Consider the following 26,029-nt stretch of genomic DNA (forward strand, 5'->3'; position numbering starts at 1 on the left):
GACCGGCGTGGAACAGGGCCGGGGTTACTGGTCAGGCCAGTAACCGACACGCTAGGGTGAGGCGAAAGAGAGCGTCAAGCGGGGAAACAAACATGTAACGCAACCTCCGCATTCTCCTCCCCGTCCATCGTCGAGTGTCACCGAGAGGGAGCGATGAGCTTCACACCCGTGCAGAAGGTCAACGCCTACGAGATCATCGTCGGTCAGATCGAGCAGGCGATCTCGGACGGCACCTACGGGGCCGGTGACCGTCTGCCGAGCGAACGAGCACTCATGACCGACTTCGGGGTCAGCCGCGCGACCGTGCGCGAGGCGATGCGTGTGCTCCAGGCCACCGGCGTGATCGAGTCCCGACCGGGCGACCCGCGGGGTCCCGTGATCACGGCCTTCTCTCCCCGAGTGCTCGAGAAGTCGATGGCGAAACTCGCGCAGCTCGACTCCGTGTCGCGCGTCGAACTCCTGCAGTTCCGTCTCCTCCTCGAGGGTCACGCGAGCCTTCTCGCCGCCACCGAGCGCACGGACGAGGAACTCGCGGAGATCGCGCGGCGCGGGGAGGACATCGCGGACCTCGCCGATCAGCCCGACGTCCGATTCGGCGAGCGCGTCAATCGCTTCCATCAGGCCATCCGCCGGGCGTCCCACAATCAGATGCTCGAGATCTGCGGGAACGTCGTCGGTGGCGTGATGGCCGAGATGATCGATCGCCGGCTCACGAGCGAGACGGACCGCAGTTCGCGGGTGCGTACGAGCGCCCGCGACGCTCGCGCGCTCGTCGCCGCGATTCGCGACGGTCGCGCACAGGAGGCCGCCGCGATCTCCACCGGGAACATCTACCGCTACTACGCCGACGACCTGTCATCGGAGGAGACGAGACGTCTCGCGACGATGATGCAGTCGTACGGGGCGCAGATGTGACCGGACCGCGCACGACCGCACGGGTACCGCGTCAGTCGAGGGCGACGGCGGTGGGTGTGCCGCCCGTGAGGCGGACGAGGTCGTCGAACGTCGTGGGGAACACGGTGTGCGCGTGACCGGCCGCCGCCCAGATCACCGGGAACGCGGCGAGCGCCGTGTCGACCCAGGTGCGCAGCGGCGCGGGGTGCCCGACCGGCGCGACGCCCCCGATCACCTGACCCGTCGCCGACTTCACGGCGTCGGCGTCCGCGCGCTTCAGCCGGCCGCCGAGAAGCGGGCCCAGGAACGCGGTGTCGACGCGATGCGCCCCGCTCGTCATGACGAGCACCGGCTCGCCGTCGAGCGTGAAGACGAGCGAATTCGCGATCGCACCGACGGGACAGTCGAGCGCGGCGGCCGCTGCGGCGGCGGTGTGCGCACCCTCGTCGAACCAGACGACCTCGGCGGGGGTACCGGCCGCGGCGAGCGCCGCTTCGACCCGCTCGACCGCCGGGTGGCTCCGCCGCACGCTCACGACGACCTAGGCCCGCTCGGCCGACTGCACGACGTTCGAGACGAGGAGCGCCCGCGTCATCGGGCCGACCCCGCCGGGGTTCGGTGACAGCCAGCCGGCCACCTCGGCGACACCGGGGTCGACGTCGCCGGAGAGCTTCGCCTTGCCGCTCTCCGTCGTGCCGACACGTGTCACTCCCACGTCGACGACGGCGGCGCCGGGCTTGATCCAATCGGCCGTGACGAGGTGCGGAACGCCGACGGCCGCGACGACGATGTCGGCACGACGCACTTCGGCGGCGATGTCAGGCGTCCGCGAGTGCGTGAGGGTGACGGTCGCATCGATGCCCTTCCGCGTGAGCAGGAGCCCGAGGGGGCGACCGACGGTGAGACCGCGACCGATGACGGTGACGTGCTTGCCCGCGAGTGTCACGTCATTCCGCCGAAGCAGCTCGACGATGCCGGCCGGCGTGCACGGAAGCGGCGACGTGAGCTCCCCCGCGACCCCGAGAACGAGTCGACCGAGGTTCGTCGGGTGGAGGCCGTCGGCGTCCTTGTCCGGGTCGATGGCCTCGAGGACCTCGTTCTCGTCGATGCCGCCCGGGAGCGGGAGCTGGACGATGTATCCGGTCACCTCGGGCGCCGCATTGAGGTCGCGCACCGCAGCGAGGACGTCGGCGCGCGAGGCCGTCGCCGGGAGATCCACGCGGATGGACTCGACGCCGACCTCGGCGCAATCGCGGTGCTTGCCAGCGACGTAGCTGCGCGAAGCGGGGTCGTCGCCGACGAGGAGCGTTCCGAGCCCGGGGACGACGCCCCGCTCGCGCAGGACGTCGACGCGCTCACGGAGTTCGGACTTGATGGAGGCGGCGGCCGCGAGGCCGTCGAGTGTGAGAGCCGTCATTCCCGCGCCTACTGCTGGAGGCCGGGGTAGAGCGGGAACGCGTCGGCGAGCGCCGCGACCCGGCCGCGGAGGGCGTCGACGTCGGCGCCCGGACGGAGCGCGAGGGCGATGACGTCGGCGACCTCGGTGAACTCGGTCTCGCCGAAGCCCCGGGTCGCGAGCGCCGGCGTGCCGATGCGCAGTCCCGACGTCACCATCGGCGGACGCGGGTCGAACGGCACGGAGTTGCGGTTCACGGTGATGCGGACGTCGTGCAGCACGTCCTCGGCCTGCTTGCCGTCGAGCTCGGAGTTTCGGAGGTCGGCGAGAACCAGGTGTACGTCCGTTCCACCCGTGAGGACGTCGAGACCCGTGGCCTTCGAGTCGTCGGCCGTCAGGCGCTCCGCGAGGATCTGCGCGCCGCGGATGGTGCGCGCCTGGCGGTCCTTGAAGTCGTCCGAGGCCGCGAGCTTGAAGGCCGTCGCCTTCGCGGCGATGACGTGCATGAGCGGCCCGCCCTGCTGGCCGGGGAAGACGTTCGAGTTGAGCTTCTTGGCGAGATCCGGCTCGTTCGTGAGGATGAAGCCGGAGCGGGGGCCGCCGATGGTCTTGTGCACGGTCGACGAGACGACGTGTGCGTGCGGCACGGGCGAGGGGTGGAGACCGGCGGCGACGAGGCCCGCGAAGTGCGCCATGTCGACCCAGAGTGTCGCGCCGACCTCGTCGGCGATCTCGCGGAAGAGGGCGAAGTCGAGCTGGCGCGGGTAGGCGGACCAACCGGCGATGATGACGCGCGGCTTGTGCTCACGGGCCTTCGCCCGCACGTCCTCCATGTCGACGAGCATCGTGTCCGCGTCGACGCCGTACGCGACGGCGTTGTAGAGCTTGCCGGAGAAGTTGAGCTTCATGCCGTGCGTGAGGTGGCCGCCGTGCGAGAGCTCGAGGCCGAGGATCGTGTCGCCCGGCTGGGCGATCGCGGAGAGGACGGCGGCGTTCGCGCTCGCACCCGAGTGCGGCTGGACGTTCGCGTACGCGGCGCCGAACAGGCTCTTGGCGCGCTCGATGGCGAGCGACTCGGCGACGTCGACGAACTCGCAGCCGCCGTAGTAGCGGCGCCCGGGGTAGCCCTCCGCGTACTTGTTGGTGAGAACGGAGCCCTGCGACTGCAGGACGGAGACCGGGACGAAGTTCTCGCTCGCGATCATCTCGAGGTAGTCGCGCTGGCGCCCGAGCTCCTGCTCGAGGACGGCGGCGATCTCGGGGTCGACCTCGCTGAGCGGGGCGTTGAAGAGATCCTGGGACGTGGTCATGAGGCTGACTCCTTCTGACAGCGGCGGACGTGAGGGTTCTCCGTATCGGCCCAGGCGTACGGCCGAATCCGTGTCAGTCGCTCCCCGATGGTGACCATCTTCAGGCGGATGCAGAGCACCCGTCATACGCCAGTCGCGACGGGAGTCAGCATATCAGGGAGGCGGCGATCGATCACTCGATCCGCACACCGAGGGCCGCGGCGAAGAGCGGTCCGAACTCCGCGAGCTGGTGCTCCCCGATGATCGCTCCGCGCAGGCTCTCGAGCCCCCTCACCGCGGAGAACTCCCCGCCACGGAGGTCGAGGTCGGAGAGCGTCGCACGCGTCACGTCGAGCGTCCCGACGCGGCAGTCGACGAGGCGCAATCGCGTGACCGTCGCGCCGCCGAGGTCGAGCTCCTCGAGCGAGCAGCCCTCGATGAGCAGGTCCGTGACGCGTGCACCGCGGAGGTTGATGTAGCCGAGCTTGCTGTCGGCGATGTGCACACTCCGCACCTCCGCGTCGTAGAGGTCGGCGGATCCGGATCGCGACGAGCGGATCTCGACGTCGCGCCAGAACGTCGACGGGGCGTCGATCACGGGAGCCTCGAGGCCCGTGATCGTGGAGTCCATGAGGCGAGCGCCGCGCAACGCGGCCGCCCGCGTGGTGACCCTCTCGATGGCGCAACCCGAGAACTGCACGTCGGCGAGGTCGACTCCCGTGACGTCGAGATCCGCGAAACGCACCCCGTCGTGGTAGTCGGCGATGCGGAGGTCCTCGATCGTGCCGTCGAGCAGGCCCGCGAGACGGACGGGTGCGACGCGAGGCGCCGACGGGTCGGAGGAGGGTCGACGCGGAGAGGAGGCCATGCCCTCAGTGTGCCGGACGGCACGGACATCGCCGTCGGGGGTCGCCGCTACCGTGGAGCCATGACGACATCGACCCGTTCCCTCCCTCACGACGACCGACCCGAACCGCCCGAGCGCGCCGGCGAGCGCGAGACGCTCGAGGGCTTCCTCGACTTCTTCCGGGCGACCGTCGTGTTCAAGGCGACCGGTCTATCGAACGCCGACGCCGCACGTCGGCTGCTGCCGAGCCTCACCACGGTCTCGGGGCTCGTGCGTCATCTCGCCGACGTCGAGCGCTCCTGGTTCCGCGAGTCGCTCGCCGGCGAGTCCGACGTCCCGACGCGGTGGAGCGACGACGACCGCGACGGCGAGTTCCGCGTCTCCGAGACCGACGATCTCGGAGAGCTGCTGCGCGACTACGAAGCCGCGTGCGCCGAGTCCCGCGCGGTGGCTGCGCGGTACGAACTCGACGACGTCGCCGCAGACGGTCGCCACTCCCTCCGATGGATCCTCGTGCACATGATCGAGGAGACGGGTCGCCACTGCGGTCACCTCGACATCCTGCGCGAACTCCTCGACGGCGCCACAGGGGAATGACGTCCTCGTCATGCCGCTCGGGCGTCGGATAGGATCTGAACGGATTTTGTAAGCACCGCTTACATATGGAAGGGCAGCTGTGGAGACGCGCGACGGAGGCACCCGCTCGATGGCCGGACTGCCCGCACTCATCCTCCTCCCTTCCGTCGTCCGTCGGACCGAGGGCGACTCCCTCCTCGTCTCCGGAACCGTTCGTCTCGTCGTCGACGGAGCGATCGACGCACCGGCGGTCGCGTGGTCCCCTCGTCCGAACGGAAGCGAGGAGCGCACCTGGGCACCGTTCCGGCGCCGCGTCGCCGCGTCGCAGCCGCGACTCGACGCTCTCGGCATCGGCTACACCCACGCGGAAGGGATCGACTGGTCGTGACTGACGCCATCATCATCCACTCGGCGCGACTCGTCGACGCCGGCGCGGAGGTCCCGGACGCCTGGGTCGTCCTCGCCGACGGCATCGTGCGAGACCGGGGGTCCGGCTCCGCGTGGCGGTCCATCGCCGTCGCGGGGACGGCGGAGATCGTCAGCGCCGAGGGCGGCGTGCTCGTCCCCGGGTTCGTCGACCTCCACGGGCACGGCGGCGGCGGCGCGGCGTTCGACGACGGCGCGGACGCGATCCTCACCGGAATCGCAGCTCATCGGGTGCACGGCACGACGCGCAGCGTCGTGTCCCTCGTGTCCGCGCGGATCGACGATCTCGTCGAACGTCTCACCGTGATCGCCCGACTCGCGCAGAGCGACCCCACCATCCTCGGCGCACACCTCGAGGGCCCCTTCCTCTCCCCCGACAACCGCGGCGCCCACGATCCCTCGGCTCTCGTGGCCCCGACCGTCGCCGACGTCGAGCGACTCGTCGACGCCGGCGCGGGCCTCCTCGTGCAGGTCACGATCGCGCCGGAACTCCCGGGCGCGGAGGACGCGATCCGGGCCTTCCGTCGAGCGGGTGTCGTCGTCGCGGTCGGGCACACGGCCATCGACTTCGCGGGCGCCTCGGCGGCGTTCACCGACGGAGCGACCCTCCTCACCCACGCGTTCAACGCGATGCCCGGCATCCACCACCGCGCCCCCGGCCCTGTCGTGGCGGCCATGGCGGCCGCAGACGTCGTGCTCGAGCTCATCGCCGACGGCATTCACGTGGATCCGGCCGTCCTCGCGCTCGCCTTCGCGGGAGCGCCCGGGCGGATCGCGCTCGTCACGGACGCCATGGCCGCTGCGGGCGTCGGCGACGGCGCGTACGAACTCGGCGGCCTCGCGGTCACGGTAGACGACGGGGTCGCCCGCCTGACGGGCAGCGACGTCATCGCGGGGTCGACGCTCACGCAGGACGCCGCGCTCCGCACAGTCGTCACCGCCGGGGTCCCGCTCCCCGAGGCCGTCCGCGCGCTCACCGAGACACCGGCGCGCGTCATCGGCCGACGCGAACTCGGCTCCCTCGCGGTCGGATCCGTCGCCGACGCCGTCCTCCTCGGAGCAGACCTCGACGTCGCGGCGGTCTGGGTGGCGGGAGTCCGGGTCCACGGAGCGCCGGCTGCGTAGATCAGTCCCGTCCCGCACGTGTCCCTCCGTATCGACCGCGCTGGACGATGCGAGTCGGCGTCAGCGTGACTCGGGGGACTCGTCGCTCGCGGAGTCGTCCCCAGAGTCGCCGCGACCGGACCGCTCGTCGGCCCGGCTCACGGCGTCCGCGAGCTCGTCGGTGACGAGCAGATCGCGACGCACGTGGTCGCCGCGGTAGGCGGCCCGGCCCACCATGTGCGCGGAGATCGGGGCCGTGAGGCCCTGGAAGAAGAGGATCGCGATCGCGAAGGCGATCGTCGCGATGCTGACGTTCGAGACCGCGACGTCCACGATGATGAGCCCGAGGCCGAGGATCTGGGGCTTCGTCGCGGCGTGCAGGCGCGAGAGGACGTCCGGCAGGCGCAGTAGACCGATGCCGGCCGCCGCGCACAGGAAGGCCGCGACGACGATGAACGTCGCGGTGATCGCCTCGCTCCACTCGGCGCTCATGTCGAATCCTGCTTCGACATGAAACGCGCGACGCTCACGGAACCGACGATGCCGAACATGCCGAGCACGAGCATCACGGGCAGCGAGTCGGTGTGGTGGTTGACGGCCATCTCGGCTCCGAGCACGCACATGATCGTGACGACGAGCACGTCGGACGCGATCACGCGGTCGAGGAGGCTCGGACCGGTGACGATGCGGTACACGGCCGCGAGCGCTCCGATCCCGAACATGACGCCGGCGGCGATGAGGGCGATCTGCATCAGCGTTCTCCTTCCGTTCCGGGCGGGGTGGGGTCGGCCTCCGGCGGCCGAGCCGTCCCCCGCACGAGGGCGACGTCGTGCGCGGAACCGAAGCCGCGCACGATGCGTTCCTCGGTGCCGAGCACGCGCGACCGGGCCCGCTCGACGTCGCGCCCGTCGTCCGTGTCGAGGACGTGCAGGTACAGGATGGACTCGCCGCGGTCGAGGTCGACGACGATCGATCCCGGCACGAGCGAGAGCGACTCCGCTACCCACATCGTGATGAGGTCGGATCGCGTCCGCAATTGGACCGCGACGATGGAGTTGTGCGGCACCGTCCCCGGACGCAGCACGATCCACGCGACCTGGAACGACGCGACGACGATGTCGAACGCGAGCCGCACGAAGAAGTAGACGGTCCGGGCCGGATCGAGCCGGCGCGAGAACTGGATGGCCGGCAGGTAGAACACGAGGGTCACGACCGTCGAGATCGCGACGCCCGTGAGCACGGAGAGCACCGTGAACTGCCCCCACAGCATCGCCCAGAGCAGGACGAGGCCGAGGAAGAGCATCGCCCGGCTGCCGAGACTCGCGTGCTCGCGCTGGTGCATCACGGCACCTCCACGGGGAAGACGGAGCCGACATACGACGAGGGGTCCTCGATGTTGACGGCGGCACGCTCGGCGAGGGCGAAGAGCGGTCCGGCGAAGACCGTGAGCGCGACGGTCACAACGACGAGGCCCGCCGTCGCGGACACCATGAGGGGCGAGACGGTCTTGAGGGACACACGACCGTCGTCCTCGGGATTCTCGCTCAATGAGGCGAGCAGCGAGGACGAGTAGCCCTCGACCTCGCGGCGACGCCGCCAGAAGGCCATGTTCCACACGCGAGCGAGCGCGTAGAGGGTCACGAGCGACGTGGCCGCTCCCGCGACGATCACGACGTAGTCGAGAGGCGTACCCGACTCGACGCCGGCGCGGAAGAGGCCCACCTTGCCGAGGAAGCCCGAGAAGGGCGGGATGCCGCCGAGGTTGAGAGCGCCGATGAAGTAGAGCACGGCGACGATCGGCGCAGCGGTGAGCAGTCCGCCGAGCCGACTGATGGACGTGGATCCCCCGACGCGCTCGATGAGTCCGGCGACGAGGAAGAGGGCCGTCTGCACGACGATGTGATGAACGACGTAGTAGATCGTCGATGTCGTCGCGGCCTCGCTCCCGATCGCGATGCCGAAGACCATGTAGCCGATGTGGCTCACGAGGGTGAACGAGAGCAGTCGCTTGATGTCGGCCTGCGCGACGGCGCCGAGGATGCCGACGATCATCGTCACTGCTGCCACGACGAGGAGCGGCGTCTGCAGCGGCACGTCGACGAAGAGCACCGTGTCGGTCCGGATGATCGCGTAGATGCCGACTTTCGTGAGAAGGCCGGCGAAGACGGCCGTGACGGGTGCCGGCGCCGTCGGATACGAGTCCGGGAGCCAGAACGAGAGCGGGAACAGCGCGGCCTTGACGCTGAAGCCGACGAGGAGGGCGAGGCACAGCACGAGCTGGACGTTAAGAGGCAGGTCGCGCACGCGATCCGAGATGAGTGCGATCGTCACGGTCCCGGTCGCGCCGTAGATGAGCGCGATCGACGCGACGAAGATGATCGACGACATGAGGCTCACGACGATGTACGTGACGCCCGCGCGGATGCGCGCGCCGGTTCCGCCGAGTGTCAGCAGCACGTAGCTCGCAGCGAGGAGCATCTCGAAGGCCACGTAGAGGTTGAAGAGGTCGCCCGCGACGAAGGCGTCGAAGACCCCCGCCGCGAGGACGAGGTACGTCGGGTGGAAGATCGACACGGGCGGCGGGTTGCTGTCGCGGTCCGCGATCCCCTGACCGATCGCGAACAACAGGACCCCGAGCAGCATGAGCGACGAGACGACGAGCATGATCGCGGCGAGCCGATCGGCGACGAGCACGATGCCCCACGGCGCCTCCCACCCGCCGAGGTGCACGACGGCGGGCCCCGTCGCGTCGACGTGCACGAGCAGCGCTATCGACAGGACGGAGACGGCGGAGAGCACGATGGTGCTCACGGCGATCTGGATCTTCGGGTACTTGCCGAGCGTGAGTGCCACGGCCGCTCCGAGAAGCGGGAGCATCACGACGAGGGGGACGAGGGCGGTCATGCGCGGTCCTCCCCCGTCGTATCGTGCTTCGTCGTATCGTGCTTCGTCGTGTCGGGCGACGTCGTGTCGGGCGACGTCGTGCGGTCCTCGTCGCCCGGTCTCTCGTCGCTCGCCCTGAGCACTTCGTGCACGGCCGCGTCGTCGAGGTCGAGCGGATCGAAGCTCGCCTCGGTCTGCGCCTCGGTCTCGCCCTCGTGCTCGTCGGGGACGGTGTCGCCTTCCTCGCCGAGCTGCGCGAGCCACCACGACCGGTAGATGAGGGCGAGGAGGAACGCCGTGATCCCGAAGTTGATGACGATCGCCGTCAGCATGAGCACTTGCGGCACCGGATCGACCATCGAGTCGTCCGCCGCTGTCCCCGTCACGAGCGGCGGGGAGCCGTTGCCCCCGCTCATCAGGAAGATGAGGATGTTCGTCGCGTTCCCCACGAGCAGGAACCCGATGAGCACGCGTGTGAGGCTGCGTTCGAGCATGACGTAGATGCCGACCGCGTACATCGCGCCCATGAGGACCACGAGGGTCAGGGACGCGCTCATCGTTCGGCCGCCGTCGTCGTCGAGAAGTCGTCGCTCGCGCCCGGATCGAGGTCGGCGTCCTCCTGTTGACGGTCGATCTCGCCGCCGAGGCTCCTCAGGATGTCGACAGTGAGCCCGACGACCACGAGGTAGACGCCGAGGTCGAAGATCGTCGAGGTCCCGATCGAGAGGTGGCCGAGGACGGGTACGTCGGCCTCGAGGTACGCGGACGTGAGGGCATCGGCACCGAAGAACAGGGAGCCGACGGCGGACCCCACTGCGAGCAGGATGCCGGAACCGAGCAGCTTGCCCGCGTCGATCGGCACCGCTTCGGCGAGCTCGTAGCGCCCACCCGCGAGGTAGCGGGCGACGAGCGCGAGTCCGGCCAGGAGACCGCCGGCGAATCCGCCGCCGGGCGTGTTGTGGCCGGTGAACAGGAGGAAGATCGACACGACGATCGCGGGGTGGAAGAGCAGACGCACGAGCACTTCGAGGAGCAGCGAGCGGTTCTCGTCGCGAATCGTGCGACCCGCGAGCAGCCAGGACTGTCGCGCCCCGGAGGCGAGGCGCTCCTCCGGGGTCGCCGTGTGAGCGACGGTCGGCTCGTGAGCGCCGGCGTCCACGAGTTGCGGGTGCGCCCCGGTGTCGTCGTGGTCGTCCTCGGCTGCGGAGGCGTCGGCCGAGTCGATCGTCGCCGGCGACTCTCCCGCCGGACTGATGCCGTTCGACGCCCGGACGTCCGCCGGGACCGCTCGTCGGTTCGCGCGCTGCCGACGAGCGCCGGGGAGACGCTGCGGGGTGCCGGAGCGTCCCGACACGAAGAGCAGGCTCGCGATCCCGGTCGCGACCACGACGAGCACGGCGATCTCGTTCATCGTGTCCCACGCCCGGATGTCGACGAGCATGACGTTCACGATGTTGCGACCGTGCCCCTCCTCGAGGGAGAGCCGCGGGAGTTCCGTCGCGATGCTCTCTGCTTCGCGCGCCGAGAGTGCGACGGCTGCGACGACCGACATGGTGACGCCGAAGAGGACGCCGATGACGGCGCGACGCACCTTCCGCACCGGTCTGTTGTGCTGGGCGATCGCGTGGGGCAGCCGTCGGAGGACGAGGATGAACGTGACGATCGTCGCGAGTTCGACGAGGGCCTGGGTGAGCGCGAGGTCGGGAGCCCCGTGCAGCGCGAACAGGGCGACGAGTCCGAAGCCCGTGACGCCGGCGAGCAGGACGGCGGTCATGCGCTGCCGCGCACGCGCCGCCATGACCGAGGCGACGATCATGCACGCGGCGATCACGACCTGGAGCGGGTAGTCGAAGGGGCGGATGTCGGTGGGCCAGGTTCTCGTGACGAGGAGCATCCCTCCCACCGCGAGGACGAAGACCACCACGATCGTCGTGAGGTATTGCGGCAGGCCGCCCCGCTGGGCGAAGAGGGTGACACGAGCTGCAAGACGGTCGACCGCGTTGACGGTCGTCCAGTAGCCGCGCGAGGCGTCGACGACGGCCGGCACGGTCGACTGGAGGCGCGCGACCGACCGACGGGCCGCGAAGAGGAGGAGTCCGAGCGCGATGACGGCGATCGAGAGGAAGAGAGCCGGCTCGAGTCCGTGCCACAGGGCGAGGTGGTACTCGCCGTGCCCGAACGTGTCGGCGTAGGCCGCGAGGAGCGGGTCGACGAGCGCGACGCCGATGCCGAAAACGATGCCCGCGACGCCGAGCACGAGCGGGGCAGCGACGATGGCGCCGCTGTCGCCGTGGATCGAGACGGGCTCCGTCGTGGTGCGGCGCGCGAAAGCACCCCACAGGAACCGCGCACTGTAGGCGACGGTGAGGACGGAGCCGACGGCGGTGCCGACGAGGGCGACCCACGCCCACGCGTCGCCCCGCAGCCCCTCCTCGATGAAGGCCGTGAAGACCGCTTCCTTCCCGACGAAGCCGATGAGCGGGATGATGCCGGCCATGGACGCCGTGGACAACGCGGCGGCGACCGCGAGCACCGGCATCGCCCGCCCGAGACCCGAGAGCTTGCGCCAATCCCGGGTGCCCGTCCGGTGGTCGATGATGCCGACGGTGAGGAAGAGCCCCGCTTTGTAGACGGCGTGGGCGAGCAGCATCGCCGCGCCGGCGAGCGCCGCGTCGCGCGTGCCGAAACCGACGATGACGAACAGGAAGCCGAGCTGGCTCACCGTGCCGTATGCGAGGACGAGCTTGAGGTCGTACTGGCGGAGGGACCTCCATGCCCCGACGAGCATGGTGAGCACGCCGAAGCCCACGACGATCGGGGTCCATGCCGGCGACTCTGCGTATCCCGGCGCGAATCGCGCCACGAGGTAGATACCCGCTTTGACCATCGCGGCGGCATGCAGGTAGGCGCTCACCGGGGTCGGCGCGGCCATCGCGGCCGGGAGCCAGAAGTGGAACGGGACGATGGCCGACTTCGACATCGCGCCGACGAGCACGAGGACGATCGCGATCGACGGAAGCACCCCCTGCGGGGGCTCGGCGACGAGTTCCGAGATCCGGGTCGTCCCGGCGATGACGCTCAGCATGACGACGCCGACGAGCATGACGAGCCCACCGAGGGTCGTCACCAGCAGAGCTTGGAGGGCCGCTCCCCTGCTCTCCTTCCGGCCGGTGTAGTGACCGATCAGGAGGTACGAGAGCACGCTCGTGATCTCCCAGTACATGAACATGACCATGACGTCGTCGGAGGTCACGAGCCCGTACATCGTGCCGGCGAAGCCGAGCAGCAGACCGGCGAACCGACCGAGCGCCGGCTCGTCGTCGCCGAAGTACGACGCGCAGTACACGAGGACGAGCGCACCGACACCCGTCACGACGAGGGCCAAGAGCCACGCGAGAGCGTCCATCCGGAAGGCGATGGCGAGGTCGAGCTGCGGGATCCACAACCAGGATTCGGTCGCGGCACCGTCGGAGGACGCGATCACACCGGTGTACCCGAGCGTGTGGACGAAGGCGACGACCGGGACGACGGCGAGGAGGAGGAAAGCGCGCCGGCCGAGGAGCCTCACGAGGACAGGAGCGGCGAATGACAGCGCAGCGAACAGCACCGTCATGATCGCCATGGGGTCTCCCGGGGGTGGTCGGCCTCTGTCCCTATTAATCTATCAGGCGTTTTCGACGGGTTGCCCGGGAGCACCGGATCCCGTCCGTCGCATGCCGCGAGCGGAATGGGACGGAAGGCAGCGAGGAGAAGTGTGGTGCGGGCTCCCCCGAGCCCGCACCACACGCGATCCGGCACCTCCGCTCATGGCGTCCCCGAGGCCCGGGTCCTGCGTCCCGATCGGGACTGCGCAGGTTGTGTGCCGGCGTGGCCGAATATGGTGCCGGCGACCGTCGCCGCGAATGCAAGAACTCGGAGACGGTCATCGCCTCGCGCGCGGGACGTCCCGGAGCGCGACACGATGTCATTGGGAGAGAGGAGCGCGGTCGCGGATCATGACGCCGATTCCGGAAAAAGATCGCGTGCTCCCGTCGACCGGTTGTCCACAGATCACCGCAGAGTCCCCACGAGATGCGATATCGGAGGAAAATCGCGAACGGGCGTCATGATCACTGCTCCGGTGCATCTCTCAACACGAAGCCACAACACCACAAGGGAAAGCGGAGAAGCCGTGCAGGACGAGAGCCCCGAGCCGAACACCACCCCAGCCTCCTCCGGCGAGGGCCTCGCGCCCGGATCGTCCGGCTGGGAGAACGCGTCGGACGCCGACCTCCTCACCTACACTCGAGCCGGCGACGGCGCCGCTTTCGGCGAGTTGTGGCGTCGGCACTCGCGAGCGGCGCGCACCGTTGCGCGGTCCTTCACGTCCTCGCTCGACCCCGACGACCTCGTCCAGGAGTCCTTCGCGAAGATCTACCAGGCGTTGCAGAAGGGCGGCGGCCCGACCGGCGCCTTCCGTCCCTACCTCTTCACGACCGTGCGCAACACGGCCTCGGCATGGGGCCGCGCCCGCCGTGAGGCCTCCATCGACACGCTCGAGTCGTTCGAGGACCCGGCGTCGCGCGACGAGGAGACGATGGCCGCGCTCGACCGCAGCCTCACGGCCACGGCGTTCCGCAGTCTCCCCAGCCGGTGGCAGGAAGTGCTCTGGTACTGCGAGGTCGAGAGCATGACGCCTCAGCAGGTCGCGCCGCTGCTCGCGATGAAGCCCAACGCCGTCGCCGCGCTCGCCTACCGGGCGCGGGAGGGCCTCCGCCAGGCGTGGATCCAGGCGCATATCGCGGCCGTCCCCGAGGATTCGGAGCACCGCTGGACGATCGAACGCATCGGCACATACACGCGCGGCTCGCTCGGCAAGCGCGACACCGCGAAGCTCGAAGCCCACCTCGACTCGTGCGCCCGCTGCACCATCGTGGCCGCCGAGGCCCGTGAGGTCGGTTCGCGCATCGCTCTCGTCCTGCTTCCCCTGGCCGCCGGTACCGCCGGCGCCACGGGCTACCTCGCCTGGATGCAGTCCGGCGCACACACCGCCGTCGCAACCGCGGCCATGCCCGCCGCCGTCATGGGCGGCCACGGCATGGGGATCGGGACGCCGATCGACCCGACCGTCCTCGGGTCTCTCGCGACTGCAGGCGCCGGAGCGGGCGCGGGCTCGAGTGCCGGGGGAGCAGGCGCCGCCGGTTCGGGCACCACCGCCTCCGCGACGACGGCCGCCACCGGCGCATCGACGGCTGCGGCGAGCACCGCGTCGGCGGGTGTCGCCTCAGCCGGGCTCGTCACATCCGGAGTCGTCTCCGGTGCGATCGCCCTCGTCGCAGCAACCGCCGTGGCCGCAGCCGTCGCTCTCGGTCCGGGTTTCCTGGCCGGTCACCCGGAGGACGTCGTGCCTCTCGAGTCCTCGCGGCAGTCGGACGTCCCCGCGACCCTTCCATCGGCTCCGACCTCGCCGCCGACGGAGGAACCCGACGCGCTCCCGGAGCCGACTCCTGCCGGCTCCACTCCTGCCCCGACGCCTCCGGCAGCCGACCCGGCCCCTCGAGCGAGCACACCGCCGACCGAGCCCACGAGGCCGCCGTCGCAGCCCGGACCGGTCGCGCCCACTCCCCCACCGACGGAGCCCGAGACGCCGACCGAACCGACGCAACCGACGGAACCGACCGAACCGACCGAACCGACGGAACCGACGGAACCGGCCGAGCCGTCCCAGCCTCTCGAGTACACCGTCGATCAGGGCGGACACGGCGAGCTGTACCCGACGCTCTCGGGGTCCTCGGAGCCCGCAGCCACGATCGACTTCCTCCGCGACGGCGTCTCGGTCGCCCGGGTCGTCGCGGACGCGGACGGCGGATGGGTCTCGCCGATCCTCACCGACACGCCCGTCGGGTCGAGCGAACTGACCGTCCGCCAGACCACGACCACCGGAGCCGTCGAGGAGCGGACCGAGTCCTTGACCCTCGCTCCTCCGCCCCTCATCCTGTCCCCGAACGACGGAGCGACGGTGTCGGCGTTCGACCTCAGCATCGACCTCCAGGGCATCCCCGGGACCGAGGTGCACGGCCGCATCGACGGTGTCCCGGCCTTCACGTGCTCCCTCGCCGAGGGCAGCGGCGAGGCCGCTTGCGCGTGGGTCACCGACTGGGTGCTGTTCGGTCTCGGCGAGCACACCGTGCAGGTCGCCTACGGCGAGGGAACCGCCTTCTCCTCCTCCGCGCCGACCCGGAGCATCCGCGTGAACGTCGTGCTCGTCGTCACTCCCGACGACGCCCGAGAGGGCTGAGGGCTGAGGGCTGAGGCGGGTCACCGCCGGCGGGTCACCCTCCCCGATCGAGGAGCGACCCTCATCGTGACGCGCGAGCCGCTCGACGCCCGACGAGGAACACGATGACCGCGCTCGCGGCCATCAGCACGATCTGCGTCGGCGGCAGGCTCGAGAGGCCGCCGTTCTCGAGCAGCCAGGCGCCCACGAGCGCGCCTCCGCCGATCCCCACGTTGAACGCCGTCGTGTAGAACGCCGCGGCCGTGTCGCGGATGCGGGGGCTCGCGAACTGGAGGACGCGGGTCTGCAGGAGCGGCGGGATCATCCCGAACGCGATGCCCCAGAGGATCACGGCCGTGACCGCGACGACGACGTTCCCGAAGGACAACGACGCGACGGTGACGAAGACGGCCGAGCCGGCGAGCGCGATCACGAGACCGGCACCCGGTCGGCGGGCGAACACCGTCCCGGTGAGCACGAGACCGACGGCCCCGGCGACACCGTAAGCGAACAGGACGACGCTGAACCACGCATCCGGAACCCCGATCCGCTCGACGAGGAACGGCGCGATGAAGGTGTAGAGGGCGTAGTGCCCGATCATCGCTATCGCGGTCGTGAGGCACACGATGGCGACGGGCATGATCGACGGGTCGAGGCCGCGACGGCCGCCGGCCGCTCGGTCTCGGCGCGACCGCTCGACGGGCGGCACGGTCGGCAGCAGGAGCGCGACGGCGACGACCCCGAGTGCGAAGGCTCCGGCGACGGCTGCGAATCCCCACCGCCATCCGATCGCCGCGCCGAGCGCTGTCCCGAGCGGCACACCCAGGACGAAGGCGAGCGTGCCGCCCGCGATCGTGATCGAGACGGCCCGGGCGATGAGCGCGGGAGAGACGAGGCGTGCGGCGTACGCGGGCACCGTGGCCCAGAAGAGACCATGCGCCACTCCGCCGAGGACGCGGCTCGCGACGACGAGGGCGTAATCGGGCGCAAGGGCGGTGAGCAGGTTCGAGATCCCCAGGACGGCGATCACCCCGAGGAGGAACGGTTTGCGCGGGATCCGCAGCGTCAGGGCCGTGAGCGGCGCGCTCGAGACGACGACGGTGAAGGCGAATACCGTCACGAGGAGTCCGACGGCGGCGGGGGCGACTCCGAGGTCCGCGCTCATCTGCGGCAGGAGACCCGTCGGCATCATCTCGCTCGTGACCGACAGGAACGTCGCGACCGACAGGGCGATCATCCCCCACCAGGGGAAGCGGGCGGACGTGTCGACGGAACCCGTCGAGGGCAGAGAACGATCGGGGGACAGGGTCATGGCAGGACACACACAATCAAGGGATCACGCGGACGGAGGACCGCGGGGCGCGACGAGAAGGACTCGAGCAGCATCGGAGGACGGCATCGTCGGCGTTCACTCTGCTCGGGCGATTCGCTCGCGAGCGGAGTTCGGCTGCGCGCCGATGTGCGCGCCCAGGGTCGGAGCGGACCTCACGACCGATGGCAGTTTATCCCACCGCGTGGCAATACCCTAGGACGGTGAACGCCGCCATCCCCACCCGGAACCACTGGGTCCTCACCATCGTCTGTCCCGATCAGCCCGGCATCGTGCACGCCGTGAGCGGCGCCGTCGTCGCGGCGAGCGGCAACATCACCGAGAGCCAGCAGTTCTCGAGCGCCGACACCGGTCGCTTCTTCATGCGACTGCAGGTCGAGTCGTCGGCCGACCGCGAATCGTTCGCCGCCGCGCTCGCTCCCATTGCGGACACCTACGCGATGCAGTGGCGGCTCGACGTCGTCGGCCGCCCGCTCAAGACGCTCGTCCTCGCGTCGACCGCCGCTCACTGCCTCAACGATCTGCTCTTCCGCCAGCGCGCGGGGCAGCTCGCCGTCGACATTCCGCTCGTGCTCGCGAACCACGGGTCGCTCCGCGACCTCGCTGGCTTCTACGGCGTCCCGTTCGAGTCGGCTCCCGTGACGAACGCGGAGGAGAAGGCGGCATTCGAGCGGCGGGTCGTCGACGCCGTCGAGGAGCACGACATCGAGCTCGTGGTCCTGGCGCGCTACATGCAGATCCTCTCCCCCGAGCTGTGCGAGCGCCTCGCGGGCAAGGCCATCAACATCCACCACTCGTTCCTCCCCGGCTTCAAGGGGGCGAACCCCTATCGACAGGCGCACGCCCGCGGTGTCAAGCTCATCGGGGCCACCGCGCACTTCGTCACGAGCGATCTCGACGAGGGGCCCATCATCGAGCAGAACGTCGTCCGCGTGGACCACTCGCGATCGGTCGCCGAGCTCGTGGCGATCGGTCAGGACGAGGAGAGTCGCACTCTCACGCAAGCGGTGAAGTGGTTCTCGGAGGACCGGGTCCTGCTCGACGGTGCACGGACGATCATCTTCCGCTGATCGGACGCGTTCCCGCTCCGCTGGCCCGACGGCACGCACGCCGACCGGCGGCGCCTAAAATCGAGTGGTGACCGCGACAACGACCCCCCACCGCATCGGCGTCAACGACGTCCTCCGCCTCGTCCTCGAGCTCTTCGCCTTCGTGACGCTCGGGGTGTGGGGATTCGTGTCCTTCGTGTTCCCGCTCAACATCGTGATCGGGCTCGGAGCTCCGATCCTCGCCATCCTCCTGTGGGCGCTGTTCCGCTCCCCCCGCGCCGTCTTCTCCGTCGACGTGTACGGCAAGTCGCTCGTCGAACTGCTGGTCGTGGCGGCCACGACGCTCGCCTGGCTCGATCTCAGTCAGCCTGTCGTCGGCATCGTCTACGCGCTCGTCGCCGTCGTGAGCGGCGTCATCGCCGGCCGCAAGGAACTCGCGCGATGACGCCGGCGGCGGTGGCCGACGGGCCATCCGTCCTCGCGGCCTTGCGGGACGCGCTCGGCGACGCCGTCGTCACGGACGCGACCCGCTTGGACGCCGCGCGCGCCGACAAGTCGGGGCACCGATCCGCCGCGGCCCCGCTCGCGATCGTCGAGGCCCGCTCGATCGAGGACGTCCAGTCGACGATGCGCATCGCCACCTCGACGCGGACGCCCGTCGTCACTCGAGGGGCCGGCACGGGCCTCGCGGGCGCCGCGATGGCGTCGGCCGGGGAGATCGTCCTCTCGACGCTCGCGATGGATCGCGTGCTCGAGATCGACGAGGACGACCTCGTCGCCGTCGTCCAGCCCGGCATCCTGAACGGCGCCTTCAACGATCTCCTCGGCGAGCGCGGCCTCTGGTTCGCGCCCGATCCGGCGTCGCGGGCCATCTCGACCATCGGCGGCAACATCGCGACGGGCGCCGGCGGCCTGCTGTGCGCGAAGTACGGGGTCACGCGCGACGCCGTCCTGGGCCTCACCGTCGTCCTCGCCGACGGCCGTGCCATCCGCACGGGTCACCGCAGCATCAAGGGTGTGACGGGGCTCGACCTCACGGCGCTCATGGTCGGCTCAGAGGGACTGCTCGGCGTCGTCGTCGAGGCGGTCGTACGCGTCAAGCGGCGGGTCGAGGGCACGATCGCGACCGTCGCGTGCTTCTTCCCCGACGCAACGAGCGCCGCGCGCGCCTCCTCCGCCATCACCGCCGCCGGCGTGCAGCCCGCCGTCATGGAGCTCATGGACGCGACGTCGCTGCTCGCCGTCGACGCCCTGCTCGGCACGTCCATGGGCGAGTCCGACACCGCCCACCTCGTGGTCCAGACGGACGGGCCCGCTGCGGCCGAGGAGGCGGCCTCCGTCCTCGCGACCGTCGAGTCGCTCGGCGGGCGGGCGGAACTCACGACCGATGTCGCGGAGGGAGAGCGGCTGCTCGCGGTACGGCGCGCGATGCACCCGGCGATGGAGCGCCTCGGCACGACCCTCATCGAGGACGTGTCCGTCCCACGGAGCGCCCTTCCCGCGATGTTCGCGGCGATCGCGGACGTCGAGCAACGCTTCGGCGTGACGATTCCCACTGTCGCCCACGCTGGCGACGGGAACCTCCACCCGAACTTCGTCTTCGAGGGCGACACCGTCCCCGACCACATCTGGGCGGCGGCCGACGCTCTCTTCACGGCGGCGCTGGCGCTCGGCGGCACGCTCACGGGAGAGCACGGCATCGGCGTGTTGAAGCGCCGGTGGCTCGCCGACGAGCTCGGCGACGACCAGGTCGATCTGCAACGCGGCATCAAGGCTGTCTTCGATCCGCTCGGGATCCTCAACCCCGGCAAGGTCTTCGATCCTCTGGTCGTCCGCTGAGGCGTGCGGCCCGCCCGAGCCGGAAGCGGGGTCGAGGCGCAGGTCGCCGCGTGGTCCCTGGCGTGTCCGCGAGAAGAGCCGACGGAATAGCGACTAAACTCCTTACAAATTGGACCACACACTGATCCGAGGCGCACTCGTCGTCGACGGCACCGGAGCACCGGGCCGTGCGGCGGACGTCGTCGTGCACGGCGATCGCATCGTGTCCATTACCCCCGCCACGTCCCTCGCCCCCTCCCCCGGCTCGGTCGACGGCTCCGGCCTCGTCCTCGCGCCGGGATTCATCGACATGCACGCGCATTCCGACCTGGAGATCCTGCGTGAGGGCACGCACGATGCGAAGCTCCTCCAGGGTGTCACGACCGAGGTGATCGGTCAGGACGGTCTCGGATACGCCCCCGTCGACGACGGCGTGCTCGCCGACATCCGCACCCGCATCGCCGGATGGAACGGCGACCTGACCGACGACGAATTCTCGTGGCGCGACGTCGCTGGGTACCTCGGCCGCATCGACGGCGGTACTCCGACGAACGCCGCGTTTCTGGTCCCGCAGGGCAACCTGCGCATGATGACGGTCGGACACGACGCGCGGGCCGCCACCGCCGCGGAGCTCGATCGGATGCAGGGACTACTGGCGGACGGGATGCGGGCGGGCGCTTTCGGCATGTCGAGCGGATTGACGTACGCACCGGGACTGCACGCGACGACCGACGAACTCGCCGCGTTGTGTCGCGTCGTCGCGGCGCACGGCGGCTATTGGTCCCCCCACACCCGCGGTTACGGCGGTGGCGCGCTCGACGCATATCGCGAGGTCATCGACATCTCGCGACGAACCCACTGCCCGGTGCACCTCACCCATGCGACGATGAATTTCCCGTCCAACCGCGGCCGTGCCGGGGAACTGCTCGAGTTGGTCGATGCGGCCGTCGCCGAGGGCGTGGACGTCACGCTCGACGCCTACCCGTACCTCGCCGGCGCCACGACCCTCGCCGCGCTGCTGCCGAGTTGGGCGGCCGCGGGTGGGATGGACGCCACGCTCGAGCGGCTGTCTGACCGCGTCGAACTCGGCGCTATCCGTGAGGCGCTCGAGGTGACCGGCTCGGACGGCTCCCACGGCGAACGTATCGACTGGTCGACGATCACGATCGCCGGAGTCAGCAGTCCCGCGCTCGAGCCGTGCGTCGGGCGTGTCGTCTCGGACCTCGTCGGGCTGCCGGCGCTCGGCGGGCCGGCGACGGCTTTCGACGCCGCGGTCGCGATCCTGCGGCGGGACCGGCTCCGCACGAGCATCCTGATGCACGTCGGGGACGAATCGAACGTCCGCCGGATTCTCGCACACCCGCGGCACATGGGCGGGAGCGACGGCATCCTCGTCGGTAGCCGGCCCCACCCCAGAGGATGGGGCACGTTCCCCCGCTACTTCGCCGCCTACGGCGACCTCATGCCGCTCGAGGAATGGGTGCGTCACCTCACGGGGTCGCCAGCTGCACGACTCGGGCTCGAGGATCGAGGTGTGCTCCGTGAGGGCGCTGTCGCCGACCTCGTCCTGTTCGACGCGACCCGCATCGCCGACGCATCGAGCTACGAGCACCCGCGCACGACGCCCCGCGGCATCAGTGATGTCTGGATCCGCGGCGAGCGCGTGGTCGCCGCGGGCGTTCCGACGGGAGCACGCGCGGGTCGTGCGCTCCGTCACGCCGGCTGACGCGGGAGGCTCTCAGAAGATCGTCGTCACGAAATCCACGACGGCGGCGTCGGGCGACGAGCCGTCGGCCACGATCGGGATCAGCCGCCACTTGTCGAACGCCGTGCAGGGATGGCTGAGTGCCAGCCGCACCCGGTCCCCGACGGCGAGCGGCAACTCCACATCGGCGCGGACGTAGGCATGCTGGTCATCGACCGCGGTGACCAGCAGCGGCGAGACGCGCTCTGCTCCCACCTGGTCGATGACGGGCAGATGCTGGTCGTACGGCACGTCGCGGCGCCCTGCGTCGAGGATCGCGAGCCCGGGTTCCGGGCGCGCGAGCACGTGCGACCACACGTGGATCGCCGGGTGCAGCTCCTCGTCGGTGCCGACGAGGGGCGACAGCTCACGGTAGAAGCCGGAGTCGTGCGTCTGAACCGCGCCGGGCCGGAGCAGCACGGTCGCCTCTCCCACCAACGGCGCCAGTTCCGCTGCGACGACGTCGAAGTAGAGGCTGCCGGACGCCGTGACGATCGGGGCTTCATCCGCGGCGAAGAGCCCGGCGGCAACCGCCTTCTCGAACACCCTCGTGAGTTGCCCCGTCCATGAGCGGACCGCGTCGATCGACGCGGACTTCCGGTCGTGGGCCAGCGCGCCCTCGTACCCTCCGACACCGCGGAGCTCCAGATGTGGATCGTTCGCGACGGCGCTCGCCAACGCGAACGCCTCGTCCCCACCGCGGACGCCGGCGCGGCCGCCGGCACCGCCGAGGTCCACGATCACACCGAGCCGTGCGCCCGCCCGCCGGGCGGCCGTAGATGCCCGGGTGGTCGCCTCGACCGAGTCGACGAAGAAGATCACGTCGGGCGCGGTCTCGGCGAGAGCGTCGAGCGCCACCGGATCGATGATCTCGTTCGCCACGAGGATCCGTTCGACGCCGGCCGCGCGAGCGACCAGCGCCTGCCATCCGGTCGCGACCGTGATGCCCCACGCGCCGGCGTCGAGCGCGCGCGCCCACAGTTCAGGAGACATCGTGGTCTTCCCGTGCGGGGCCCACGAGACTCCGCGTGCAGCCATCCACCGTTGCATCGTCCCGGTGTTGTGCTGCAGTGCGGCCTCGTCGATGACGAGCACCGGCGTGGCGAGATCGGTCAGCCGGATGCCCTGCGTGCCGGCCTCAGCGATCGTCGAACCCCACAGTCGCGGCGGAATCGACTTGTGCTGCGGACCGATCGTGACTGAGGAGTCGGGCACGGTCGCGCTCACGCCAGCACGGCGCGTCGCTCGAGCAGTCGGCGCAATGGCACCAGCTTGCCGACGGCGTCGTCGAGCCCGCCCGGGCGTGATCGACGCAACCACAGCGTGCGCTGCTCGGCGAGGAGCACGTCGAGCCGGTCGCGCAGGCGCAACGCGGTCTCGGGGTCGAGCTCGGCGAGTGCGCCGTGTCCCAGGTCGAGGACATCGGCGGCGAGGAGCGCGAACCGGATGGCGTGGTCGAGCTCGGAGACGGCCAGCTCGCCATCGGCGGCTTCGGGCTCGGCACCGACGAGCAGCGCACGTGCCGTCTCGAGCTTCGCTCGTGCGGCCGCGACACCGGACGGTGCCGGCCACGATCCCGACGGGATCTCGCCGGCCCGCCACAGCACGGTGAAGAGCTGGCTCGCGTTGAGCAGTGGCGATCCGAGCGCGTGGGCGGCACCTCCGGCCTCGACGGTCGCGCGACCGATCCGGCCGGTGCGATCGAGCAGCGCGACCGTGTCGACGAGGGTCGCGAGGTCGAGATCGGCGTTCGAGTCGAGGCACCAGGAGACGGCGCCTCCGAGCAGCAGCGGGCCGAAGCTGACGACCGGCGGCTCGAGCGAGCCGTGGTCGCCCCACTGGGTATTGACGTAACCGCGGGCGCCCGTGTCGAGCCCGGTCCTCGCGACGTCGACGAGGTTGTCGACGGCGTTGTCGGTGCGACCGACGAAGGACTGCCAGGTGCTCGTGCCGGGCGCGAGCCAGAACGGCTCGCCGGACTCGATGAGCGCTGCGGCACGACCACGCGCACCCTGCCGCGTCGCCTCGACGTCGAAGGCGATCGCCTCCCATTTCGCGCGCAACTCGTCGTCGGCGCCGTCGATCACGGCGGCGCTCAGGAGCGGACCGTCGTACTGCCACACGACCGGGACGGCCCCCTGGGGCACGCGGCCCATGAGTTCCGGGTGCTCGGCGAAGATGTCGGCCCAGAACTCGACCTGGTAGCCACGCTCGGTGAGCCGCTCGAGCAGGTGGCGGACGTACTCGAAGTACACCTCGCCGCGTCCTCGCTCGGCGACGGCATCGGCTGAGGCGCCCTGACCGAGCTCGAACGGCTCGTCGGCACCGATGTTGATCTTGCCGCTCGACGTCGTCTCGGCGATCTCGAGCAGAAGCCCGAGGGTGAAATCGGCGTTCTCCCGCGTCGGCTCGAGGGTCGCGGCGGCACGACGCTCGAAGCCCCAGACGTAACCGTCGGGGGTTTCGGAGCGGTCCTTGTACGCCGGGTGCTTGAGCCAGCGCTCCATGTGACCGAGGCAATTCACCGACGGCACGAAGTCGATGCCGCGGGCGACGCACTCCGCGTCGAACCATCGCAGGTCCGCGACAGTGAAGGGCGAAGCGTCCTGCCAGACCAGGTCGTGACCCTCGTACGCGAACGTGTGCTCGATGTAGAGCTCGAAGTGGTTCAGCCGCGCCCGCTCAGCGAGGTCGAGATAGCGCAGCAGGGTCGCGCGCGTCGGCACGCGGTCGCGGCTCACGTCGAGCATGTAGCCGCGGACGGCGAAATCGGGGTGGTCCTCGATGTCGACGACCGACGTCGTGAAGTCGGGGTGAACGCGGAGCTGATCGAGCGTCGCGAGGGCGTAACGCAGGCCACGGGCGTCGGCGTACCGAACCTCGATCCCCGAGGCATCCGCCCGGAGCCGAAATCCTTCGGCAGGCAGCGTGTCGTCCAGCGACGTGCGGGGTGCCGCACCGCGGCTCGGGCCCTCGCCCGTCGTGATCGTCGCCACCCGTGGCCGCGGGAAAAGGGATCCCAGCAGGTCGGTCATCGTGCTCCTCTGTCTGGACGGGGACGCAGCCCGTTCAATTTGTATGGACTCCTGCCATACTAGGGAAATGTCCAGTCCCGCGGAAGCCTCCATCGACATCGATCCCGCAGCGCATGCCTGGTTCGACCAGGCACGGCTCGGCATGTTCATCCATTGGGGACCGTACGCAGTGGCCGCGCGCCACGAACAGGTCATGCTGCGGGAGACGATGGCACCGGAGCACTACGAACGCTACGGCGACTACTTCGACGCCGACCTCTTCGACGCAGACGCACTCGCCGACGCCGCGTGGAACGCGGGGATGCGATACGCCGTTCTGACCGCGAAGCACCACGACGGATACTGCCTCTGGCCATCCGCGCTCACGGACTGGAGCGTCTCACGCACCCTCGGCGGCCGCGACCTCGTACGCGAGTTCGTGAACGCGTTCCGGGCGCGCGGGCTCCGGATCGGCCTGTATTACTCGCTGCTCGACTGGCACCACCCCGACTTCACCATCGACGGGGTTCACCCTCAGCGCGGCGGCGACGTCGATGCGCTGAACGTCGGGCGCGACATCGCACGCTACCGCGCCTACCTGCACGGGCAGGTCGAGGAGCTTCTGACTGGTTACGGCGCCATCGACTACCTCTTCTTCGATTTCTCCTACGGGGAGGGACGCAACGGACTCCCCGGCAAGGGTGCGGAGACCTGGGACTCGGAGACCCTCCTCGCCCGCGTTCGCGAATTGCAGCCGGGCATCCTCGTCAACGACCGTCTCGAGATCCCCGGCGACCTCGTCACGCCCGAGCAGCAGATGCCCATGGGAACCATCGGCGAGGCGGCCGACGCTCCGCGGTGGGAGGTCTGCCAGACACTCTCGGGCAGCTGGGGGTACGACGTTACAGTCGGCCAGCGACGCTCATCGCGGCAGCTGCTCGAACAGCTCGTCACCGCGACGGCGCAGGGCGGCAACCTGCTGCTGAACGTCGGGCCCGACGCGCGGGGTCGGCTCGAACCCGCCGCCGCGACCGTCCTCGACGACTTCGCCACCTGGTTCGCACTGCACGCCAGAACGGTGCACGGAGCCGGTCCTGCAGGACTCGGGCCGGGGCAGGCCGGCGTGACTGCGACCGCGGCGGGCGACCGGGTGTGGCTGCACCTCCTCCACTGGCCACACCGCCACCTCGTTCTTCCCGGTCTCCGCGGTCGGGTGCGGTTCGCCCGATTCGTCCACGACGGCTCGGAGGTCGCGCTCGCCCCGCACCGCGACACGGCCGATCTCATGAACGAGCACACGGTCTTCCGAGTTCCTGCGGACGCCGAAGCCCTCGTGCTCCCGATCACACCCCCCGACGTCCTGCTCCCCGTGATCGAGCTGCACCTCACCGCCTGAACCGGGT

General features: G+C 70.2%; 23 protein-coding genes and 1 riboswitch. Of the genes, 10 read left to right on the forward strand and 13 right to left on the reverse strand.

The window, feature by feature from the left end; translation table 11 throughout:
* The first annotated feature begins 153 nt into the window (after positions 1–153).
* The gene (locus tag ELQ90_RS11075) at positions 154–915 is read left to right on the forward strand and encodes a FadR/GntR family transcriptional regulator (protein ID WP_128495345.1); all 762 of its coding nucleotides are present in this window, start codon (positions 154–156) and stop codon (positions 913–915) included.
* Between the two features lie 31 nt (positions 916–946).
* On the opposite strand, the gene ELQ90_RS11080 is transcribed toward ELQ90_RS11075, so the two are convergent.
* The 4 genes from ELQ90_RS11080 to ELQ90_RS11095 all read right to left on the reverse strand — a co-directional run bounded on the left by ELQ90_RS11080 (position 947) and on the right by ELQ90_RS11095 (position 4,447).
* The gene (locus ELQ90_RS11080) at positions 947–1,429 is read right to left on the reverse strand and encodes a YbaK/EbsC family protein (RefSeq protein ID WP_243696140.1); all 483 of its coding nucleotides are present in this window, start codon (positions 1,427–1,429) and stop codon (positions 947–949) included.
* A 6-nt stretch (positions 1,430–1,435) separates the two neighbouring features.
* Positions 1,436–2,311: a bifunctional methylenetetrahydrofolate dehydrogenase/methenyltetrahydrofolate cyclohydrolase gene (locus ELQ90_RS11085; RefSeq protein WP_128495346.1), complete on the reverse strand. Its 876-nt coding sequence runs from the start codon at positions 2,309–2,311 to the stop codon at positions 1,436–1,438.
* Between the two features lie 8 nt (positions 2,312–2,319).
* Positions 2,320–3,600 carry a serine hydroxymethyltransferase gene (gene glyA, locus ELQ90_RS11090; RefSeq protein WP_128495347.1) on the reverse strand — a complete coding sequence of 427 codons (1,281 nt, stop codon included), beginning with the start codon at positions 3,598–3,600 and terminating at the stop codon, positions 2,320–2,322.
* Positions 3,601–3,641: 41 nt separating this feature from the next.
* Positions 3,642–3,747, reverse strand: a riboswitch (ZMP/ZTP riboswitch).
* Between the two features lie 25 nt (positions 3,748–3,772).
* Positions 3,773–4,447, reverse strand: coding sequence for a pentapeptide repeat-containing protein (locus ELQ90_RS11095; protein WP_128495348.1), 675 nt, complete (start codon positions 4,445–4,447; stop codon positions 3,773–3,775).
* Positions 4,448–4,507: 60 nt separating this feature from the next.
* Here ELQ90_RS11095 and ELQ90_RS11100 point away from each other — a divergent pair, with 60 nt between their 5' ends.
* The 3 genes from ELQ90_RS11100 to nagA all read left to right on the forward strand — a co-directional run bounded on the left by ELQ90_RS11100 (position 4,508) and on the right by nagA (position 6,553).
* Positions 4,508–5,023, forward strand: coding sequence for a DinB family protein (locus tag ELQ90_RS11100; protein ID WP_128495349.1), 516 nt, complete (start codon positions 4,508–4,510; stop codon positions 5,021–5,023).
* 79 nt (positions 5,024–5,102) lie between these two features.
* Positions 5,103–5,390 (forward strand): hypothetical protein, encoded by a 288-nt coding sequence (locus ELQ90_RS11105; protein WP_128495350.1) that lies wholly within the window; start codon positions 5,103–5,105, stop codon positions 5,388–5,390.
* The gene (gene nagA / locus ELQ90_RS11110; RefSeq protein ID WP_128495351.1) at positions 5,387–6,553 is read left to right on the forward strand and encodes an N-acetylglucosamine-6-phosphate deacetylase; all 1,167 of its coding nucleotides are present in this window, start codon (positions 5,387–5,389) and stop codon (positions 6,551–6,553) included. The genes ELQ90_RS11105 and nagA overlap by 4 nt, the downstream gene beginning before the upstream one ends.
* 60 nt (positions 6,554–6,613) lie before the next feature.
* Here nagA and mnhG read toward each other — a convergent pair whose 3' ends face one another.
* From mnhG to ELQ90_RS11140, 6 genes are read right to left on the reverse strand one after another with little or no spacing between them, the layout of a single operon-like run.
* Entirely contained in the window at positions 6,614–7,024 is a 411-nt protein-coding gene (mnhG, locus tag ELQ90_RS11115; protein ID WP_128495352.1) for a monovalent cation/H(+) antiporter subunit G, read from the reverse strand.
* Positions 7,021–7,284 (reverse strand): MrpF/PhaF family protein, encoded by a 264-nt coding sequence (locus tag ELQ90_RS11120; RefSeq protein ID WP_128495353.1) that lies wholly within the window; start codon positions 7,282–7,284, stop codon positions 7,021–7,023. The genes mnhG and ELQ90_RS11120 overlap by 4 nt, the downstream gene beginning before the upstream one ends.
* Positions 7,284–7,874 carry a Na+/H+ antiporter subunit E gene (locus ELQ90_RS11125; protein WP_128495354.1) on the reverse strand — a complete coding sequence of 197 codons (591 nt, stop codon included), beginning with the start codon at positions 7,872–7,874 and terminating at the stop codon, positions 7,284–7,286. Before ELQ90_RS11125 ends, ELQ90_RS11120 begins: the two co-directional genes overlap by 1 nt.
* Complete coding sequence (locus ELQ90_RS11130) at positions 7,874–9,436, reverse strand: Na+/H+ antiporter subunit D (protein ID WP_128495355.1); 1,563 nt, start codon at positions 9,434–9,436, stop codon at positions 7,874–7,876. The genes ELQ90_RS11125 and ELQ90_RS11130 overlap by 1 nt, the downstream gene beginning before the upstream one ends.
* A complete protein-coding gene (locus ELQ90_RS11135) occupies positions 9,433–9,972 on the reverse strand; it encodes a sodium:proton antiporter (RefSeq protein ID WP_128495356.1) in 540 nt (179 codons plus the stop codon). The genes ELQ90_RS11130 and ELQ90_RS11135 overlap by 4 nt, the downstream gene beginning before the upstream one ends.
* Entirely contained in the window at positions 9,969–13,037 is a 3,069-nt protein-coding gene (locus ELQ90_RS11140) for a Na+/H+ antiporter subunit A (protein ID WP_128495357.1), read from the reverse strand. The genes ELQ90_RS11135 and ELQ90_RS11140 overlap by 4 nt, the downstream gene beginning before the upstream one ends.
* A 549-nt stretch (positions 13,038–13,586) precedes the next feature.
* Between ELQ90_RS11140 and ELQ90_RS11145 the strand changes: the two genes are divergently transcribed.
* The gene (locus tag ELQ90_RS11145) at positions 13,587–15,692 is read left to right on the forward strand and encodes a sigma-70 family RNA polymerase sigma factor (protein ID WP_166408995.1); all 2,106 of its coding nucleotides are present in this window, start codon (positions 13,587–13,589) and stop codon (positions 15,690–15,692) included.
* Between the two features lie 61 nt (positions 15,693–15,753).
* Here the strand turns inward: ELQ90_RS11145 and ELQ90_RS11150 are convergent, their stop codons facing one another.
* Entirely contained in the window at positions 15,754–16,983 is a 1,230-nt protein-coding gene (locus ELQ90_RS11150) for an MFS transporter (RefSeq protein WP_128495359.1), read from the reverse strand.
* A gap of 182 nt (positions 16,984–17,165) precedes the next feature.
* On the opposite strand from ELQ90_RS11150, the gene purU reads away from it, so the two are divergent.
* The 4 genes from purU (at position 17,166) to ELQ90_RS11170 (ending at position 21,594) form a co-directional block, all read left to right on the forward strand.
* Positions 17,166–18,071, forward strand: a complete 906-nt coding sequence (gene purU, locus ELQ90_RS11155) for a formyltetrahydrofolate deformylase (protein WP_128495360.1) — start codon at positions 17,166–17,168, stop codon at positions 18,069–18,071.
* A 67-nt stretch (positions 18,072–18,138) separates the two neighbouring features.
* Entirely contained in the window at positions 18,139–18,495 is a 357-nt protein-coding gene (locus ELQ90_RS11160; protein ID WP_243696141.1) for a YrdB family protein, read from the forward strand.
* On the forward strand, positions 18,492–19,889 hold the full coding sequence (locus tag ELQ90_RS11165) for an FAD-binding oxidoreductase (protein ID WP_128495362.1): 1,398 nt from the start codon (positions 18,492–18,494) through the stop codon (positions 19,887–19,889). Before ELQ90_RS11160 ends, ELQ90_RS11165 begins: the two co-directional genes overlap by 4 nt.
* A gap of 109 nt (positions 19,890–19,998) precedes the next feature.
* Positions 19,999–21,594, forward strand: a complete 1,596-nt coding sequence (locus ELQ90_RS11170; RefSeq protein WP_128495363.1) for an N-acyl-D-amino-acid deacylase family protein — start codon at positions 19,999–20,001, stop codon at positions 21,592–21,594.
* A 12-nt stretch (positions 21,595–21,606) separates the two neighbouring features.
* On the opposite strand, the gene ELQ90_RS11175 is transcribed toward ELQ90_RS11170, so the two are convergent.
* Together ELQ90_RS11175 and ELQ90_RS11180 are read right to left on the reverse strand one after the other, a co-directional pair.
* A complete protein-coding gene (locus tag ELQ90_RS11175; RefSeq protein WP_128495364.1) occupies positions 21,607–22,839 on the reverse strand; it encodes an alanine racemase in 1,233 nt (410 codons plus the stop codon).
* Positions 22,836–24,797, reverse strand: coding sequence for a glycoside hydrolase family 20 zincin-like fold domain-containing protein (locus ELQ90_RS11180; protein ID WP_341810321.1), 1,962 nt, complete (start codon positions 24,795–24,797; stop codon positions 22,836–22,838). The genes ELQ90_RS11175 and ELQ90_RS11180 overlap by 4 nt, the downstream gene beginning before the upstream one ends.
* Here ELQ90_RS11180 and ELQ90_RS11185 point away from each other — a divergent pair.
* Positions 24,715–26,022, forward strand: coding sequence for an alpha-L-fucosidase (locus ELQ90_RS11185; protein WP_128495366.1), 1,308 nt, complete (start codon positions 24,715–24,717; stop codon positions 26,020–26,022). The two genes, ELQ90_RS11180 and ELQ90_RS11185, sit on opposite strands and share 83 nt — an antisense overlap.
* Positions 26,023–26,029 lie beyond the last annotated feature (7 nt).

The sequence above is a fragment of the Labedella phragmitis genome (assembly GCF_004078635.1).
GTDB classification, from domain to species: Bacteria; Actinomycetota; Actinomycetes; order Actinomycetales; family Microbacteriaceae; genus Labedella; species Labedella phragmitis.

What these genes read in the sequence shown, in the direction of transcription:
- ELQ90_RS11075 (WP_128495345.1), top strand. Translation starts at nt 154, where the DNA reads ATGAGCTTCACACCCGTGCAGAAGGTCAACGCCTACGAGATCATCGTC.
- ELQ90_RS11085 (WP_128495346.1), bottom strand. Translation starts at nt 2,311, where the DNA reads ATGACGGCTCTCACACTCGACGGCCTCGCGGCCGCCGCCTCCATCAAG.
- glyA (WP_128495347.1), bottom strand. Translation starts at nt 3,600, where the DNA reads ATGACCACGTCCCAGGATCTCTTCAACGCCCCGCTCAGCGAGGTCGAC.
- ELQ90_RS11095 (WP_128495348.1), bottom strand. Translation starts at nt 4,447, where the DNA reads ATGGCCTCCTCTCCGCGTCGACCCTCCTCCGACCCGTCGGCGCCTCGC.
- ELQ90_RS11100 (WP_128495349.1), top strand. Translation starts at nt 4,508, where the DNA reads ATGACGACATCGACCCGTTCCCTCCCTCACGACGACCGACCCGAACCG.
- mnhG (WP_128495352.1), bottom strand. Translation starts at nt 7,024, where the DNA reads ATGAGCGCCGAGTGGAGCGAGGCGATCACCGCGACGTTCATCGTCGTC.
- ELQ90_RS11120 (WP_128495353.1), bottom strand. Translation starts at nt 7,284, where the DNA reads ATGCAGATCGCCCTCATCGCCGCCGGCGTCATGTTCGGGATCGGAGCG.
- ELQ90_RS11125 (WP_128495354.1), bottom strand. Translation starts at nt 7,874, where the DNA reads ATGCACCAGCGCGAGCACGCGAGTCTCGGCAGCCGGGCGATGCTCTTC.
- ELQ90_RS11130 (WP_128495355.1), bottom strand. Translation starts at nt 9,436, where the DNA reads ATGACCGCCCTCGTCCCCCTCGTCGTGATGCTCCCGCTTCTCGGAGCG.
- ELQ90_RS11135 (WP_128495356.1), bottom strand. Translation starts at nt 9,972, where the DNA reads ATGAGCGCGTCCCTGACCCTCGTGGTCCTCATGGGCGCGATGTACGCG.
- ELQ90_RS11140 (WP_128495357.1), bottom strand. Translation starts at nt 13,037, where the DNA reads ATGGCGATCATGACGGTGCTGTTCGCTGCGCTGTCATTCGCCGCTCCT.
- ELQ90_RS11150 (WP_128495359.1), bottom strand. Translation starts at nt 16,983, where the DNA reads ATGACCCTGTCCCCCGATCGTTCTCTGCCCTCGACGGGTTCCGTCGAC.
- purU (WP_128495360.1), top strand. Translation starts at nt 17,166, where the DNA reads ATGGCAGTTTATCCCACCGCGTGGCAATACCCTAGGACGGTGAACGCC.
- ELQ90_RS11165 (WP_128495362.1), top strand. Translation starts at nt 18,492, where the DNA reads ATGACGCCGGCGGCGGTGGCCGACGGGCCATCCGTCCTCGCGGCCTTG.
- ELQ90_RS11185 (WP_128495366.1), top strand. Translation starts at nt 24,715, where the DNA reads ATGTCCAGTCCCGCGGAAGCCTCCATCGACATCGATCCCGCAGCGCAT.
- ELQ90_RS11180 (WP_341810321.1), bottom strand. Translation starts at nt 24,797, where the DNA reads ATGAACATGCCGAGCCGTGCCTGGTCGAACCAGGCATGCGCTGCGGGA.